At 63.3% G+C, this 16204-nt stretch carries 18 protein-coding genes; all 18 read right to left on the bottom strand.

Features of this window, described 5'->3' with window-relative positions; translation table 11 throughout:
• Positions 1–94: 94 nt before the first annotated feature.
• The 18 genes from AKG11_RS12245 to AKG11_RS12160 all read right to left on the bottom strand — a co-directional run bounded on the left by AKG11_RS12245 (position 95) and on the right by AKG11_RS12160 (position 16197).
• Complete coding sequence (locus AKG11_RS12245) at positions 95–766, bottom strand: urease accessory protein UreF (RefSeq protein ID WP_050744078.1); 672 nt, start codon at positions 764–766, stop codon at positions 95–97.
• Positions 759–1229, bottom strand: coding sequence for an urease accessory protein UreE (gene ureE, locus AKG11_RS12240; protein ID WP_082342414.1), 471 nt, complete (start codon positions 1227–1229; stop codon positions 759–761). Before ureE ends, AKG11_RS12245 begins: the two co-directional genes overlap by 8 nt.
• A 107-nt stretch (positions 1230–1336) precedes the next feature.
• On the bottom strand, positions 1337–2170 hold the full coding sequence (locus AKG11_RS12235) for a GGDEF domain-containing protein (protein ID WP_050744077.1): 834 nt from the start codon (positions 2168–2170) through the stop codon (positions 1337–1339).
• Positions 2171–2309: 139 nt separating this feature from the next.
• Complete coding sequence (gene ureC / locus AKG11_RS12230) at positions 2310–4016, bottom strand: urease subunit alpha (RefSeq protein ID WP_050744076.1); 1707 nt, start codon at positions 4014–4016, stop codon at positions 2310–2312.
• A 127-nt stretch (positions 4017–4143) separates the two neighbouring features.
• Complete coding sequence (locus tag AKG11_RS12225) at positions 4144–4761, bottom strand: hypothetical protein (RefSeq protein WP_050744075.1); 618 nt, start codon at positions 4759–4761, stop codon at positions 4144–4146.
• Between the two features lie 11 nt (positions 4762–4772).
• Positions 4773–5207, bottom strand: coding sequence for a lysozyme inhibitor LprI family protein (locus AKG11_RS12220; protein ID WP_023514121.1), 435 nt, complete (start codon positions 5205–5207; stop codon positions 4773–4775).
• A gap of 1 nt (position 5208) precedes the next feature.
• Entirely contained in the window at positions 5209–5514 is a 306-nt protein-coding gene (locus tag AKG11_RS12215) for an urease subunit beta (protein ID WP_023514120.1), read from the bottom strand.
• 10 nt (positions 5515–5524) lie between these two features.
• Entirely contained in the window at positions 5525–5779 is a 255-nt protein-coding gene (locus tag AKG11_RS12210) for a DUF1272 domain-containing protein (protein ID WP_050744074.1), read from the bottom strand.
• A gap of 4 nt (positions 5780–5783) precedes the next feature.
• Positions 5784–6086 carry an urease subunit gamma gene (locus AKG11_RS12205; RefSeq protein ID WP_023514118.1) on the bottom strand — a complete coding sequence of 101 codons (303 nt, stop codon included), beginning with the start codon at positions 6084–6086 and terminating at the stop codon, positions 5784–5786.
• 98 nt (positions 6087–6184) lie between these two features.
• On the bottom strand, positions 6185–7036 hold the full coding sequence (locus tag AKG11_RS12200; protein WP_050744073.1) for an urease accessory protein UreD: 852 nt from the start codon (positions 7034–7036) through the stop codon (positions 6185–6187).
• Positions 7037–7225: 189 nt separating this feature from the next.
• A complete protein-coding gene (locus AKG11_RS12195; RefSeq protein WP_023514116.1) occupies positions 7226–8344 on the bottom strand; it encodes a branched-chain amino acid ABC transporter substrate-binding protein in 1119 nt (372 codons plus the stop codon).
• 111 nt (positions 8345–8455) lie between these two features.
• Complete coding sequence (locus tag AKG11_RS12190; protein WP_024270836.1) at positions 8456–8800, bottom strand: DUF6867 family protein; 345 nt, start codon at positions 8798–8800, stop codon at positions 8456–8458.
• A 106-nt stretch (positions 8801–8906) separates the two neighbouring features.
• Positions 8907–9632 (bottom strand): ABC transporter ATP-binding protein, encoded by a 726-nt coding sequence (locus AKG11_RS12185; RefSeq protein WP_024270835.1) that lies wholly within the window; start codon positions 9630–9632, stop codon positions 8907–8909.
• Positions 9629–10516 carry an ABC transporter ATP-binding protein gene (locus AKG11_RS12180; protein WP_024270834.1) on the bottom strand — a complete coding sequence of 296 codons (888 nt, stop codon included), beginning with the start codon at positions 10514–10516 and terminating at the stop codon, positions 9629–9631. Before AKG11_RS12180 ends, AKG11_RS12185 begins: the two co-directional genes overlap by 4 nt.
• On the bottom strand, positions 10516–11904 hold the full coding sequence (gene livM, locus AKG11_RS12175; protein WP_050744072.1) for a high-affinity branched-chain amino acid ABC transporter permease LivM: 1389 nt from the start codon (positions 11902–11904) through the stop codon (positions 10516–10518). The genes AKG11_RS12180 and livM overlap by 1 nt, the downstream gene beginning before the upstream one ends.
• Positions 11905–11907: 3 nt before the next feature.
• A complete protein-coding gene (locus AKG11_RS12170; RefSeq protein ID WP_024270832.1) occupies positions 11908–12810 on the bottom strand; it encodes a branched-chain amino acid ABC transporter permease in 903 nt (300 codons plus the stop codon).
• A 285-nt stretch (positions 12811–13095) separates the two neighbouring features.
• Entirely contained in the window at positions 13096–15522 is a 2427-nt protein-coding gene (locus AKG11_RS12165) for a GcvT family protein (RefSeq protein WP_050744071.1), read from the bottom strand.
• 120 nt (positions 15523–15642) lie between these two features.
• Complete coding sequence (locus AKG11_RS12160) at positions 15643–16197, bottom strand: sarcosine oxidase subunit gamma (protein ID WP_050744070.1); 555 nt, start codon at positions 16195–16197, stop codon at positions 15643–15645.
• Positions 16198–16204: the final 7 nt, after the last annotated feature.

Below are 16204 nucleotides of genomic sequence, written 5' to 3'. Positions count from 1 at the left end.
GGGAAACCTCCGGTAGATCCGGGATAGCCGGCCGGGAGCGCCGCAACCCCTTCGTTGAAACTCCGCGCCGTGCCGCGCATCGCCGCACGCGCCGTCATGAGCGAAACAGCCGTGTCGCCAGCGTCTCGTGCCGCAGACTGGCGATATCCGCCCGGATGGCCGCCGAACCGAGATCATCGAGCGTCGAACGGGCTGCCGCCGCCGCAAGCGTGAGGATCGTCCCCTCCAGCTCCGCTAGTAGCGCCACGCCACCCCGCTGGCCGATAACGCCACAGCGGATGGCGACCGAGGTAAGGTTCGAGGCGACCGCGTGCAGATAGGCGACAAGCGCCGCCTCGGCCGCAACGCCATGCCCGCCCGAAACGGCACCGACGGCCACCGGATAGGCGGCGACGGCACCGAGCGTCGCCAACACCGGATGCGGCCAGCTCGCCGCAGCGGCGAGAAAGGCCTCGCCCTGCAGCGTCGTCTCACGATACCGCTCCGCTGAGCCCGACAATGCCGCCGCGAGTTCGGCAACCTCCGTCAGCTGCCCGGCATCGCCGAAGGCCCGATGCGCCTCGGCGAAAAGCACGGCATCGTTCCAGAGATTGCCGTGCGCAAGGATGCTCACGAGCCAGGTACGGAGCGTTTCCGCATCGCTCACATCGCCATCGCTCACCACCTGCTCCAAACCGCCGGAATAGGAGAAGGCACCGACTGGAAAGGCCGGCGAGAGCCAGGTCATCAGGCGCAGCAGAGCCGCAGGCGACGCCGTGTCAGCCATGGCTGTGATGGTGGCGGCCGTGCCCCGCGCCGTGATAGGCGCCGCGCAGCGGATGGAAGGGCTCCACGACATCCCGCACCGCAGCACCGAGCCCCTTCAGCATATCCCGGATCACATGGTCGCGCAGGATGAGGATACGCATGTCCTCAATCTGCGCCGGCAGGTGACGGTTGCCGAGGTGCCAGGCAAGCTCGACAAGATGCAGGCGATCCTTCGGCACCACCTCGTAGAGCTCCTCCGCAGCGGCGATCACCTCGATCACCTCGCCCGCTTCCGTGAGCAGGAGATCGCCATGGGCAAGCTGTACGGGTTCGCGGAGATCGAGCATCACGACATCGTCGCTGCGCATGTGCAGGAGCTTGCGACGCACATGGCGCTGATCATGGGCGAGAATGACGGCGTCGATGGGCGTGCGGGATCCGCCGGTTCCGTACGGCAGGATTTCCGTGGAGCGATGGGGCAAGAGGCGACCTCGGGTCTCGATGGATCAAGTCCCCCCGACAAGAGCACGTTTGCCCTGTCGAGGAAACCGCCGAAGCGCCGACCTACGTCATTTGGCGTAGGTCGTCATCAGCGCCGGCGCCCGCCAGCGGCAACGCGGCGGCTCGGCTCCAGCAGTCCCTCACCCTCGTCCTCATGGATCGTCCGGTCGCGGCCGAGCGACTTGGCAAGATAGAGCGCCCTGTCCGCCGCCTCGAAGATCGCTTCGAACGACCGGCCTTGAGCTCGATCCGCGATGCCGGCCGACAGGGTGACGGTGACCGGACCCTTGGCACCCGCGACACGGCGCGCAGCAACGGAACGACGGGCTTCCTCCACCAGCAGGCTGCAATCCCCGCGGTCGTCGTTCTCGATGAAGACGGCGAACTCCTCGCCGCCGACACGCCCGACGAGATGGGGAGCGGCAAAGACCCGCTCCAGCTCCTCTGCAACGGCAACGATGACCGCATCGCCCACCGCTTGCCCATGCGTGTCGTTGACAAGCTTGAACCGATCGACATCGAACAGCACGAAAAAGCCGTTAACCTTCTTCTCCGCCATATCAGCGATGAAGGCCCGCCGGTTCAGGAGGCCTGACAGTGAATCCAGCCGGCTGAGCCGTTCCAATTCGGCGCGTGACAGCGCCATTTCATGCACTGCCATGCCCAGAAGCCAGGCGATCAGGGCCGAAACGCTTGCCGCGACCAGCACCGTCGTGGGAGTATCGAAACCGAGGGCGGCGGCAAAGGGGTTGGGGAGCAGGCCGAAGTTCGCGAGGATTGCCGTAGCCATCAGATAGCCCGCAGTGGCAAGCGTGATGGTCACCAGGACGGTGTTCAGCACGAACATCGAAATATCGGCCCGCGTCTGGAAGACACCCGCCTCCCACTGGGCCCTCAGCCAAAGGGCCAGCCTGCCACGCATACATCTCTCCATAATGAACAAGGAGACCCTACGGCACTTTCTTTCAGATTCAGCTAATGCCTTCGCTAGAAGTTTAACTGTCCCGTTTTGAAACTTCCGTTAAGGGATATGCGGAAAGGTCCGCATGGCCGGCAGCCGCCTAGAAAAGGAAATAGCGCTGCGCCATCGGCAGCACGGTCGCGGGCTCGCAGGTCAGCAATTCGCCGTCCGCCCGCACCTCGTAGGTCTCCGGATCCACCTCGATATGCGGCGTCAGGTCGTTCAGCACCATCGAGGCCTTGGAGATGGCCCGCGTGTTGCGCACCGGCAGCAGCTGCTTGGCGACGCCGAGCCGCTCGCGCAGGCCGAGATCGATCGCCGCCTGCGAGACGAAGGTGACGGAGGAATTGGTGCGCATCTTGCCGAAGGCACCGAACATCGGGCGGTAGTGCACCGGCTGCGGCGTCGGGATGGAAGCGTTCGGATCGCCCATCGGCGCCATAGCGATCCCCCCGCCGATCAACACCATGTCCGGCTTCACACCGAAGAAAGCCGGGTTCCACAAGACGAGGTCGGCCCGCTTGCCGACCTCGACGGAGCCGATCTCGTGGCTGAGGCCATGGGCGATCGCCGGATTGATCGTGTATTTCGCGATGTAGCGACGGATGCGCAGGTTGTCGTTCTCGCCCGCCTCGCCGGCAAGGCGGCCGCGCTGGCGCTTCATCTTGTCGGCGGTCTGCCAGGTGCGGATCGCCACCTCCCCGACGCGGCCCATGGCCTGGCTGTCAGAGGAGATGATCGAGAAGGCGCCGATATCGTGCAGGATGTCCTCGGCCGCGATCGTCTCCTTGCGGATACGGCTCTCGGCAAAGGCGATGTCCTCCGGAATCGACGACGACAGGTGATGGCAGACCATCAGCATATCGAGATGTTCGGAGATCGTGTTGACCGTGTAGGGTCGTGTCGGATTGGTCGAGGACGGAATGACATTGGCATGGCCACACACCTTGATGATGTCCGGCGCATGGCCGCCGCCCGCCCCCTCGGTGTGGAAGGCATGGATGGTGCGGCCTTTGATGGCGGCCATCGTGTCCTCGACGAAGCCACTTTCGTTCAGCGTGTCCGTATGGATCATAACCTGCACGTCGTAGTCATCAGCGACGGAAAGGCAGCAGTCGATCGCCGCCGGCGTCGTCCCCCAATCCTCGTGCAGCTTCAGCGCGCAGGCCCCGGCCTTCACCATTTCCTCGATCGCCGCCGGCAGTGAGGCATTGCCCTTGCCGGCGAGCGCCAGGTTCATCGGAAAGGCGTCAAAGCTCTCGATCATGCGCTCGATATGCCAGGCGCCCGTGCAGGTGGTGGCAAGCGTACCGTGCGCCGGGCCGCTGCCGCCGCCAAGCATCATGGTGATGCCGCTCGCCAGCGCTTCCTCGATCTGCTGCGGGCAGATGTAGTGGATATGGGCGTCCATGCCGCCCGCCGTGAGGATCTTGCCCTCACCTGCAATCACCTCGGTCGAGGGGCCGACAATGATGGTGACGCTAGGCTGCGTATCAGGATTGCCCGCCTTGCCGACCGCAGCGATGCGACCGTTCTTGAGGCCCACATCGGCCTTGAAGATACCGGTGTGGTCGATGACCAGCGCATTGGTGATGACCGTGTCGACGGCCCCCTCGGCTCGCGTTGCCTGGCTCTGGCCCATGCCGTCGCGGATGACCTTGCCGCCACCGAACTTCACCTCGTCGCCATAGCTGGTGAAATCCCTTTCCACCTCGGCGAAGAGCTCGGTATCGGCCAGCCGTACCCTGTCGCCGATGGTTGGGCCGAACATGTTGGCATAGGCGGCACGGGACATTCGATAGGACATGGTCAACTTCCCCGGGAGGCAGGTGTCTTGTTCGGATGGTCGGAAACTTTGCCAACCGGAGCGGCATCGCTTTGGCGTCGCGCAAGGCGGCAAAAGATCGGGAGCCGCTCCGGTAGATCGGCGCCCATCAGAGGCGCTCCAGCCGGTCGAGACGGCCGGCAGCAATCTGGGCATCCACCCAGCGCCGCTCGGCGACAAAGGGGTGCCATTGCCACCCCTCGTGACCGAACCCGGCGATGGAAACACGATCGCCCGCCTTGGCGACGGTGTCGAGCACATGGGCGATGACGATCAGCCCGGAACTCGGCACCACATAGGGTGGCGGGTCGAAGACCGCCAGCGCAGCATCGAGCGCATGATGCACCGCAGACGGGATCACGTCGATCCGCCGGCCGGTGGCGTGCGCGAATGTCTCGAAGCCGAGCGTGTAGTCGTCGCAGAAATCGTCAAGATCGGGATGGCTCACGGCAAGGGCCGGGCGCATGGCGGCAAACATCTGCGATGCCCGCACGCACCAGAATTCGCGCGCCTGCCGCACGGCGGCACTAGCCTTCCAATGGCCGCCGCCCAGCATCGCCAGGGCCGGGCGGCCGGTGTTGCAGACCGCCACGATATCGGTCCTGTCACCCCCGCGCCCCAGGGAGCGGCAGTCGTTGAAGCGGATCACGAGATCGGCGGCATCGATCGCCCCAGCAAGCCCGTCGGGCACGGGCCCGTTTCCGACAATGGCGATCCTGCGCGACACCGCCCGCCTCCTCAATTTCCGGAAAATTCGGAGACGGCCTTCAGTTCGGCCGTGCGTTTGCGCGTCAGGTCGGCGAGGCAACCGGAAACCAGCATCGGCTCCATGGAGCCGCCGCGCGCCTCGAAGCCGGCCAGCTCGCACTGCCCGTCCCGGTAGCCGATCCAGGCACGCTGGGCACGTTTCAGCGCGTCAACGGCGCCGACATAATGCTCGCCCATCTCGCGGGCCTGTTCGTCCATCTTGCGCGCCGCGGCCATGGTCACCTTGTAGGCGGCATTCAGTTCTTCGTCGGCGGCCTCATAATCGCGGCCGGCGCAGATGTTCATCTCGATCTGTGCCTGGGCGTTTTGGCAATCAACCTCCGGCTCACCGTCCTGCGCGGCGGCCATAGGGGCAGAGAGAAGAAGGAGCGCGGTGGCGAGCAGGAGGCAGGAACGTATCACCATGTCAAAGCTTCCCCATCACGCCCTGGCGGAAACCGTAGATTTCGCGCTTGCCGGCAAAAGGAATGAGATGAACCGTACGGGTCTGCCCCGGCTCGAAACGCACCGCCGTGCCTGCTGGAATGTCGAGACGCAGGCCCCGTGCCTTCTCCCGATCGAAGGCGAGACCCGCATTGGTTTCGTAAAAATGGTAGTGGCTGCCGACCTGGATCGGCCGGTCGCCGGTGTTGGAAACATCGAGCGTGGTGACCGGCAGGCCGGCATTGAGTTCGAGATCGCCGGAAGCGGCAATGATTTCACCGGGGATCATGACACCCTCCTCACGCCGCGGCTGCCGGCCCGCAGCCTTCGGCCTTCAGGACCCGCTTGGTGGAGGCCGGATATTTTGCGAGCAGTGCCGCAGGCCGGACCGGGCGGCGCACGAACTCGCCGCCGCAGTTCGGGCAGGCACCGTCAAGAACACCCGTCACGCAATCGATGCAGAAAGTGCATTCGAACGTGCAGATCATCGCCTCCGGGCTTTCCGGCGGCAGGTCGCGGTCGCAGCATTCGCAGTTCGGTCGAAGGTCCAGCATGATCTCACCTGATCGGTTCGTGCACGGTCACGAGCTTCGTGCCGTCGGGGAAGGTCGCCTCGACTTGAATGTCGTGGATCATCTCGGGAATGCCCTCCATCACCTGGTTGCGCGCCAGCACGTGGGCACCTGCTTCCATCAGCTCGGCAACCGCCCGGCCGTCACGCGCACCCTCGACGACGAAATCGGTAATCAACGCGATCGCCTCGGGATGGTTGAGCTTCACGCCGCGTTCCAGCCGCTTGCGCGCCACGATCGCGGCCATGGCGATCAGCAGTTTGTCCTTTTCGCGGGGAGTCAGGTTCATGGATGGTCCATCGCTTGATTCACGTCGTGCGATATTAAACAGGGGAATTGCGCGCACGACATACGTAAAACAGGAACCCGGCTCGAAACCGCAGGGGGTCAGAGGGTCCACACTTTCGGTACGCCCGCGCCGCCACGCAGGTGCGAAATGATCGGGATCAGCTTTTTGCGAAGCGCGAACCCATCGGACGCAACGAGGCGCAGAACGAGCTTGTCCTGCCAATGGCTGGCACCGCCCTCCCCGTCCACCAGCAGCCGGCGCAGCGGCTCCAGATGCGCCTCTGCTGCAGGGCCACAAAAGAGCACGGTGGCAAAGGCACGAGCACCGGCCAATGTCGCCCTTTGGTCCGCCAGCGCGGCAATCCCGCCGGCCAGCGCGGTTTCCTCCGCATGGATCAGCCGGCCGGCACGGCGGATGCGCCAGCGGTCCCGGAAAAGCCCGGCCTCAATACGCTCGCCCATCGCCTTGCGACCGAGCAGAATGGCCTCGACCGCAAGGAACGTGGCGTCTTCGGCAAGATCCACCTCCAGCCGGCGGCCGAGTGCCGCCTGATCAAAAAGAATGGTCTCCTGCGGCAGCCAGTCGACTCGCGCACCGGCACCGACAGCAATGCAGGTCTCCACCGTCGCAGTGGACGCATGTGCCTTGTAGGCCCGTTCACAGGCCTGCGTGGTCGCCGTCAGGCGCGTTCCGGCGCGAGCCTCCAGCTCCCAGAGGACACGGTCCCCGCCGGTGAGCCCACCTGCCGTGTTGATCAACACCGCTTCCATCGTTCCGTCGAAGGTCTTGGGCAGACGGATCTTGGCACAGCCCTCCTGGAAGAGCACGTCGAGCCGCGTGCCGGCGGCAGAAGCCTTCGCAGCCAGGCGCCCGTGCCCGCGTGCCCGTTGAAGGCGCTGGGAAGGAACCTCCCCTTCAAGACCAGATGGCGGTTCCGCATAAATGTTCATGGGTTTCGATACCGGAGTTGGGACACTCTTTGGTGCAGGTTTCACCAGGACGCCTCGACACGCAAGCCCCAACCGTGTCCCACCATCATCGCAGAACCCTGCCGGCGACAAAAAAGCCCGGCACGAAGGCCGGGCTCAAGCTCAAGCGGCCGGGCGACGTGCAATGCGCCGCCCGTTCCGTCAGAACGACTACTCGTTCTGAATGTAGGTGTACTTGCCGTCTTCACCCTTCTTCCAGGTGTACATGACGTAGTCCGGACGGGTGATGTCGCCCTTTTCGTCGAAGCCGAGTTCGCCGATCGCGGTCTGGAACGGACCCTTGGACTTGATGGCTTCGGCAACGGCCTGCGCGTCGGTACCGCCGGCAGCCTTGGCGCCTTCAGCGATGACCTGAACGGCAGCATAGGCATAGAGCGTGTAGGCTTCCGGCTCGAAGCCGGCAGCGCGGAACTTCTCGACGAGGTCCTTGGCGGCCGGGTTCTTGCGCGGATCGGGCGCAAAGGTCATCAGCGTGCCGTCGACGGCGTCGCCGGCGATGGAAGCCAGTTCGTTCGACACGATGCCGTCGCCCGAGATGAAGGTGGCCTTCAGGCCCTGGTCTGCGGACTGGCGCTCGATGAGGCCGAACTCGGTGTGCAGGCCGCCCCAATAGACGACCGAAACGCCGGCTTCCTTCATCTTGGCGATGAGTGCGGAGAAGTCCTTGTCGCCGACATTGACGCCTTCATAGATGGCTTCGGTGACGCCGGCTTCGTTCATCGACTTCTTGGTCTCGTCGGCAAGACCCTGGCCATACGGCGTCTTGTCGTGCAGGACGGCGACCTTGGCGTCCTTGAAGTTGGCAGCAACGAAGGAACCGGCAACAGCACCCTGCTGGTCGTCACGGCCGCAGGTACGGAAGGTGTTCCACAGGCCACGCTCGGTGTAGGTCGGGTTGGTGGATGCCGGCGAGATCTGCAGGACGCCGTTTTCCGCATAGATTTCCGAAGCCGGGATGGAAACGCCCGAGTTGAAGTGACCAACCACGAACTTCACGCCATCAGCGACGAACTTGTTGGCGACCGAAACGCCCTGCTTCGGGTCGGAAACGTCGTCGCCAAGCACGATCTTGACCTGCTCGCCATTGATGCCACCGGCTGCATTGAGGTCGGCAGCGGCCTGCTCGGCACCCTTCTGCAGCTGCGCGCCGAAGGCGGCGTTCGGACCGGTCAGCGGGCCGCCGACGCCGATCAGGATGTCGGCCCAGGCGCTGCCGCTGAAGGCGACCATTGCAGCCAAAGCAACAGCCGACATGAGAGACTTCTTCATATTGTTACTCCCAAATTTAAAGCGGGCTTGTTTCAACCGGTCGCAACACCCGCATCATTGCGCCGATATCGTTATGCCGCGACCGAAAACCGGCCGCGGGCTTCCCTCTGGTTATTTCGCTTTCCAGGAAAAGGGCGATGCCTTTTCATAGAGCCAGTAATAGTTATTGGTCATCTGCCGCGTGCGATAGTAGCGGTAACCCAGCGTAGCAAACAACAAAAGCACGACCGTGTCCACGACATAGTATTGCACCGTGAGCATGGTGCCGTGGAACAGCGCATGGTGAACGAAGCGGATCGCCGCACCGAGCAGAAGCACATAAATCACCAGCGTGGCGTAGCTCTGCCAGTTCTCGGCGACGCTCTTGCCGGTACGCCAGGCCGTCCAGCCGCCCATGATGACGGTGATGAACAGGAACTGCCAGATCGACGGTTCTTCGTAGAGAATTCCCTGCATAATACATACTCCCCTTACAGGGCCGCGCGTCCCGCAGGATATGCGCCAGCCGCCGTAAATCCTAGGATCGGCGCAGGATCCATGCGGGTCCTGCGCGGGACCACCCTCAGTGCCGGCCGCCTTCGAGATAGGCGGCACGCACTTCCGGATTGGCCAGAAGTTCCTTGCCCGAACCGCTCATCGTCACCTGACCGTTGACCATCACATAGGCCCGGTCGGAGAGTTTGAGAGCGGCGAAGGCGTTCTGCTCGACGAGGAACACCGTGAGGCCCTCATTCTGGTTGAGCTTCTTGATCGCGTCGAAGATGCCCTTGACGATCAGCGGGGCAAGACCGAGCGACGGCTCGTCGAGAAGCAGGAGCTTCGGACGCGCCATCAGCGCACGACCGATGGAGAGCATCTGCTGCTCGCCGCCCGAAAGCGTGCCGCCGCGCTGGGCCTGACGCTCCTTGAGCCGCGGGAAGAGCGTGAAGATCTTTTCCACGTCCTCGTTGAAATACTTCAGATTGTCGAGGCTCGCGCCCATCTGAAGATTTTCATAGACCGTCATGCGCGGGAAGATGCGGCGCCCTTCCGGCGACTGGGCGATACGACGACGGGCGATCAGATGCGTCGGCAGACGGGTGATGTCCTCGCCGTCGAACGTGACGGTGCCGGCGCGGGCCTGCGGGCTGCCGCAGATCGTCATCATCAGGGTCGACTTGCCGGCGCCATTCGCACCGATGAGCGAGACGATCTCGCCCTTCTTGACCTCGACATCGACGCCGGCGAGTGCGCGGATATTGCCGTAGTAGGTTTCCACGCCTTTGACGCTGAGAAGCGTATCGCTCATTCCTGCGATCCTCCCTGCGTGCCCTCGATCACCTCGATTTGCTCGATCACCTCTTCGACCTCATCATCTTCGACACCGAGATAGGCCGCGATAACCTTCGGATCGTTCTTCACATGGTCCGGCGTGCCGTCGGAGATCTTCTGCCCATATTCGAGCACGACCACATGGTCGGAAATCTCCATGACAACGGACATGTCGTGCTCGATGAGCAGGATCGACGTGCCGCTGTCGTTGCGGATCGAGCGCAGGAGTTCGTTGAGCGCCAGCGATTCGCGCGGGTTGAGGCCTGCGGCCGGCTCGTCGAGGCACAGGAACTCCGGCCCCGTGCACATGGCGCGGGCGATTTCCAGACGCCGCTGCGCGCCGTAGGGCAGATCGCCCGCCGGGTCGTCGGCACGCTCAATGAGATTCGCCTTCTCCAGCCAGTACTTTGCGACATCGATCGATTCGCCGGCAGCCTTCTTGTAGGCGGGCATGCCGAGCAGGCCGAGGATCGTATAGCCGGAGGCCTTCATCAGCATGTTGTGCTGGGCGACGAGCAGGTTCTCCAGAACCGTCAGGCCGGAAAACAGCCGGATGTTCTGGAAGGTGCGCGCCACCTTGGCATCGCGGTTGACCTCGAAGTCGGTCATGCGCTCCAGCAGGAACTGCTTGCCGCCCTTCTGGCACATGGTGATCATGCCCATGGTCGGCTTGTAGAAGCCCGTCACGCAGTTGAACACCGTGGTCTTGCCGGCACCGTTGGGGCCGATGAGCGCCGTGATGTCGCCGCGGTAAGCCTCGAAGGAGAGGTCGTTGATGGCCATGAGACCACCGAAGCGCATCGACAGATGCTCTACTTTCAGGATGGGATCTTTCGTCATAGTATTCGTTCCGGGCGCCATCAGCCGTGCCCTTCCTTGGTAAAGCTGCCGGAGACCGCCTTGCGCTCCTTGAGGAACGCGGTCGGCTCACGGCTTCCCACGAAGCCGCGCGGCTTCCAGACCATGACGACGACCATGGCGAGGCCGAAGATCAGCATGCGGTAGAGTTCCGGCGTGAAGTCAGGTCCGAAAATGGACTTCAGGAACGTCATCTCGCGCAGGAGCTCTGTACCGCCGACCATGACCGCCGCGGCAATGGCGATACCGACGAGCGAGCCCATGCCGCCGAGAACGACGATGGCAAGGATGATCGCCGATTCGAGGAAGACGAAGCTTTCCGGCGACACGAAGCCCTGGCGCACAGCGAAGAAGGAGCCGGCAAAACCGCCAAACATCGCGCCGATGGAGAAAGCCGTCAGCTTGGTCGTCACCGTGTTGATGCCGAGCGAACGGCAGGCGATCTCGTCTTCACGCAACGCTTCCCAGGCTCTGCCGATCGGCATGCGGCGCAGGCGGATCGTCACGTAGGCGGTGAGCAGGGCCAGCGCCAGGATGAGATAGAAGAGGAAGATCTTATAATAGGCCGAGGACATCGGCAGACCGAAGGCCTTGGCGAAGTTGTTCGGCGCGCTGACGTCGAACGACCAGATACCGAAGACCGAAGCCTTGGGAATGCCCGACACGCCGAAGGTACCGCGGGTCACTTCCGTCCAGTTGATGAGCACGAGACGGATGATTTCCCCGAAGGCCAGCGTCACGATGGCAAGGTAGTCACCCTTCAGGCGCAGCACCGGGAAGCCGAGGATCATGCCCCAGAAGGCCGCAAGGATGCCGGCGAGCGGCAGCAGGATCCAGAAAGAGAAGCCGAACTGCTGCGACAGCAGCGCGTAGGAATAGGCACCGACCGCATAGAAGGCGACATAACCGAGGTCGAGCAGGCCGGCGAGACCGACGACGATGTTCAGGCCCCAGGCGAGCATCACGTAGATGAGGATCTGGATACCGAAATTGTCGACCCACTTCAGCGAGCCCTGCACGCCGAAGAGCATGACCATCAGCGGCGGATAGATGAGCAGCGCAACGATGGCGATCTTGCTGAAGTTGCGCTTGAAGAAGCTCTCCTCGCCTTCCGCCGGCTTGGCCGAAGCGGCCGCCTTGCGGGCGGCAGCCCAGGGACGCAGATAGGCGACGGAGAGGAAGCGACCGACGGCAGCGACGACCACGAAGATCGCAAGCAGCCCCCAGCGCTGGTTCAGCACAAGCTCGTTGCGTATGTTCTGCGTGGTCTCGAGACCGACGAAGAGGACGAAGAGACCGAGTGCGACGAGACCGGCAAAAAAGCCCTCGCGCAGAGCCTGCGCCGTCAGGTTCCCGCCGGCGCGCTCATGAGTGTTCGAAATGTTGGACATGGATCAAACCTTCTCGACTTCCGGTCGTCCGAGAATACCGGACGGCTTGAAGATCAGGACGATGGCGAGGATGGAGAACGTCGCGACGTCCTTGTAGTCGATGGTGAAGTAGGCGGACCACAGGCTCTCGATGAGGCCGATGAGCAGACCGCCGAGCACGGCACCCGGAAGCGAGCCGATACCGCCGAGAACCGCAGCCGTGAAGGCCTTGACGCCCGGAATGAAGCCGTCGGTGAAGACGGTCACGCCGTAATACATCAGGTACATGGTACCGGCGACGGCAGCGAGCGAGGCGCCCATGATGAAGGTCACGGAAATCGTCCGGTCGACATCGATGCCGAGCAGGGCCGCCATCTTGCGATCCTGTTCCGTCGCGCGCTGGGCACGACCGAGCGAGGTCTTGTTGACGATGTACCAGAAGGTCGCCAGCAGGATGACCGTCAGCACCATGATGATCAGCTGCTTCAGCGAGATCGAGATGCCGAAGACGTTGTAGACCGACGACACCATCGGCGGGATCGGCTTGTTGCGCGGACCCTGCGTGACCTGGATGAAGTTCGACAGCGCGATCGACATGCCGATTGCGGTGATCAGCGGCGCCAGGCGAAACGAGCCGCGCAACGGCCGGTAGGCCACCTTTTCGATCGTCCAGTTCCACAGCGATGCCGTCAGCATGGCCGCAGCGATCATGACCAGCAAAAGTATGACGACCGGAAGGCCGACAAACACGCTGGTGAGGACGAGAAAGACGATGAGAGCGGCAAATCCGCCAAGCATGAAGATATCGCCATGGGCGAAGTTGATCATGCCGATGATGCCGTAAACCATGGTGTAGCCGATGGCTATCAAACCATAAATAGATCCAAGCGTCAGCCCGTTGACGAGCTGCTGGACAAAGTATTCCATTTGCTATCCCCCGGATGCGGTTCCTGAGGGCCGCATCTCTTGTTCTTGTCTGCTCTTTTTCCGAGCTTGTTTGACAGTCCGGATTCCATACCGCTTTCAATACAAAAGGGAAGCCCAAAAAGCCCGGATCGACAATTTCTTTAGCAAGAACGGTTAAATGGCGCGTTTGACGCCAGGAAAACCAAAATTTCGGCACGAAGCGCGGCGCTTTTGCCCAAAAAGATGCACGAAAGTCGCAAACGGCGCTGTGCCGATCTGGCACGACGCCATGTAAGCGAGAGCAAATCAGCCGCGCATACGTGCGCCGGATGGGTCGAACAGCGGTTCGGGCTGCAGGCGCGCCGGCAGCATCTCGCCCAGAAGCTCGATCGACCAGCCGGATTCGACATCGGCGATCTCCTTCGGCACATAGCCGACCGCGACCGAGAGGCCGGCAGCATGCGCATAGCCCCCCGAAGTGACCCAGCCGCGCACCGCACCATCCAGATAGATGGGCTCGTCGCCGATCACATCGGCATCCTTCGCCGCAAGGACGAAGGTACGCAAGCGGAGCGCACCGCCCGCTTCCCGCTCAGCCCGCACCGCGTCCTTGCCGATGAACTCCGCCGCCTTGCCCGTGGCCACGAATCGCTCCAGCCCGGCCTCCGCCGGGCCGTAGAGCGGGCGATACTCGCGCGACCAGCTGCCGTAGGATTTTTCGAGGCGCAGGGCGTTCAGCGCCCTTAGGCCGAACAGGCGGATGCCAAACTCGGCCCCGGCTTCGAGGATGAGATCGTAGAGATAGCGCTGGTATTGCGGCTTCATCCAGATCTCGTAGCCGAGATCGCCGGTATAGCTGACGCGCCCGACGATGGCCGGCGCCATGCCGAGATCCATCCGGCGCACCGCCATGAAGGGAAACGCCGCGTTTGAAACATCCCGATGCGTCAGCTTTGCCAGCACATCGCGCGCCCGTGGTCCGGCAATGGCAAGGCCGACAAGCGAGAGGTTCAGCGCCTCCAGCGTGACGGAGCCATCCCGCGGCAGGTGCGTCTCGAACCAGCGCATATGGTAGTCTTCGGCGATCCCCGAACCGATCAGCAGAAAATCCCCCTCGCCGAGCTTGGCAAGCGTGAAGTCGCCGATCAGCTTCCCGTCATCCTTCAGCATGGGCGCAAGCGTCATGCGCCCGGTTTCCGGCAGGCGGCAGGCGAGCAGCCGGTCGAGCCAGGCCGCCGCCGCCCTCCCCTTCACCGCATATTTCGCAAAGCCCGAGGTCTCCATCAGGCCGACGCTCTCGCGCACGGCACGGGCTTCCGCGCCGACGGTCTCGAAATCCGTCGAACGGCGCCAGGAGAACCGGTCCTCCACGCCGGCAGGCGCGAACCACAGCGGCTGCTCCAGGCCATAGGATGCCCCGAAGACGGCACCGGCCGCCTTGAGCCTGTCATAGATCGGCGTCGTCTGCAGCGGCCGGCCGGCCAGCAGCTCCTCGTTCGGATAGCGGATCGAGAAGCGGCGCGAATAGTTTTCCCGTACCTTGGCATTGGTATAGGCCAGCGTGGCATAGTCACCGTAGCGCGCGACATCCATGGCAAAGACGTCGAAGCCGGGATCGCCGTTGATCATCCAGTTGGCGAGCGCCAGCCCTACGCCTCCGCCCTGGCTGAAGCCGGCCATGACGGCGCAGGCCGACCAGAAGTTCGTCATGCCGCGCACGGGCCCGACGAGCGGATTGCCATCGGGCGAGAAGGTAAAGGGTCCGTTGATGATCTTCTTGATGCCGGCCTTGTTGAAGGCCGGGAAGTGCCGGAAGCCGACCTCCAGCTCCGGGGTGATTCGCGCAATGTCCTCTTCCAGCAGCTCGTGGCCGAAATCCCACGGCGTGGTGAGCGGCGACCAAGGCCGGCAGGCCTTTTCATAGGTGCCCATCAGCATGCCGTTGCGCTCCTGGCGGAGATAGATCTCTCCGTCGAAGTCGACGCAATGCATCAGCTCTTTGCCTGTGGTCCGGTTGAACTCGATGACCTCGGGCATGTCCTCGGTGATGAGATACATGTGCTCCATGGCAAGCACGGGCAGTTCGAGGCCGACCATGCGGCCGATCTCGCGCGCCCAGAGCCCGCCGCAATTGACTACATGCTCGGCAACGATCTCACCCTTGTCCGTGATGACGCGCCAGCTGCCGTCCTCGCGCTGCACGAGATCTTCCACCTTGGTATGCAGATAGATCTCGGCGCCGTTCTTCTTTGCGGACTTCGCATAGGCGTGTGTCGTGCCATAGGGATCGAGATGGCCCTCGACGGGATCGAAGACCGCACCGACGAACTGGTCCGGATCAAGCAGCGGCATCAGCTCATGCGCCTCCTTCGGCGTGAGGAGATGCGCATCGAGGCCCATGTAGCGGCCCTTGGCGAGGATCGACTTCATCCAGTCGAAGCGATCCTTGGTCGATGCCAGCATCATGCCCGAGGTCATGTGCAGGCCGATGTCCTGGCCGGAATAGTCCTGGATCTCCTTGTAGAGCTCCACCGTGTACTTCTGCAGCTTTGCGACGTTCGGATCACCGTTGATCGTGTGCATGCCGCCGGCTGCGTGCCAGGTCGAGCCGGAGGTCAGCTCCGAACGCTCGACGAGCACGACATCGGTCCAACCGAATTTCGTGAGGTGATACAGGACGGAGCAGCCGACAACGCCGCCCCCGATAACGACGACCCTTGCATGGCTCTTCATGAAAACTCCGGTTTTTCCGGGTTGAAGGGAATTCAATGCGGCGCGAATGCAGCCTATTGGGTTCCCCCGACGCCCGGCAAGCCCGGGGTGCGAAGCGCCATGTCGCTCCGGATGTTTTTGTCAGCGCGTGGCGAAATCGACGGAGAGATCGTGACTGCGCGCCATGACCTTGAGATCGGCGACCAGTGCCTCGGCAAAGCTGCGCATCACCACGAGATCAAAACGATCGGCACCGGTGCAGGCAAGATTGACCGAGAGATGGTTGCACAGCACGTTCGCAGCGCGCCCGACGGCGAAGGCCTCCGGATGAAGGTCGACAGCGATACCGTTCGCAAGGATGCGTGCCGCATCGGGGCCGGACAGGGTAAGCGCCACGCGGCCATGGCTCTGGTCGACCACGAAGGCGAAGGCACCGAGCCGGACGGACAGTTCGGCAGCCAGCGTTTCCGGCGCATGCACCTCCGACAGCACCAGCCATTCGCCCGGGCCGCAGAAGCGGGCCTCGAACGCACCGTCGGCGACGAGGATGCCGGCCGCTTCGGCACCGTGGCCGCGTGCCGCCAGCACCACGGCGATGGCCGTGGCACGGTGCACGGCAAGATGGTTGGTCCGCTCGCCGGGGACGGCGCCGATCGTGCCGTCCAGCGCGTGTACTGCCTGATACTCGTAAGCCATGGTCTTA

The sequence above is a fragment of the Shinella sp. SUS2 genome, assembly GCF_001262505.1.
GTDB lineage: Bacteria > Pseudomonadota > Alphaproteobacteria > Rhizobiales > Rhizobiaceae > Shinella.
This window is presented reverse-complemented; position numbering and strand designations above follow the sequence as displayed.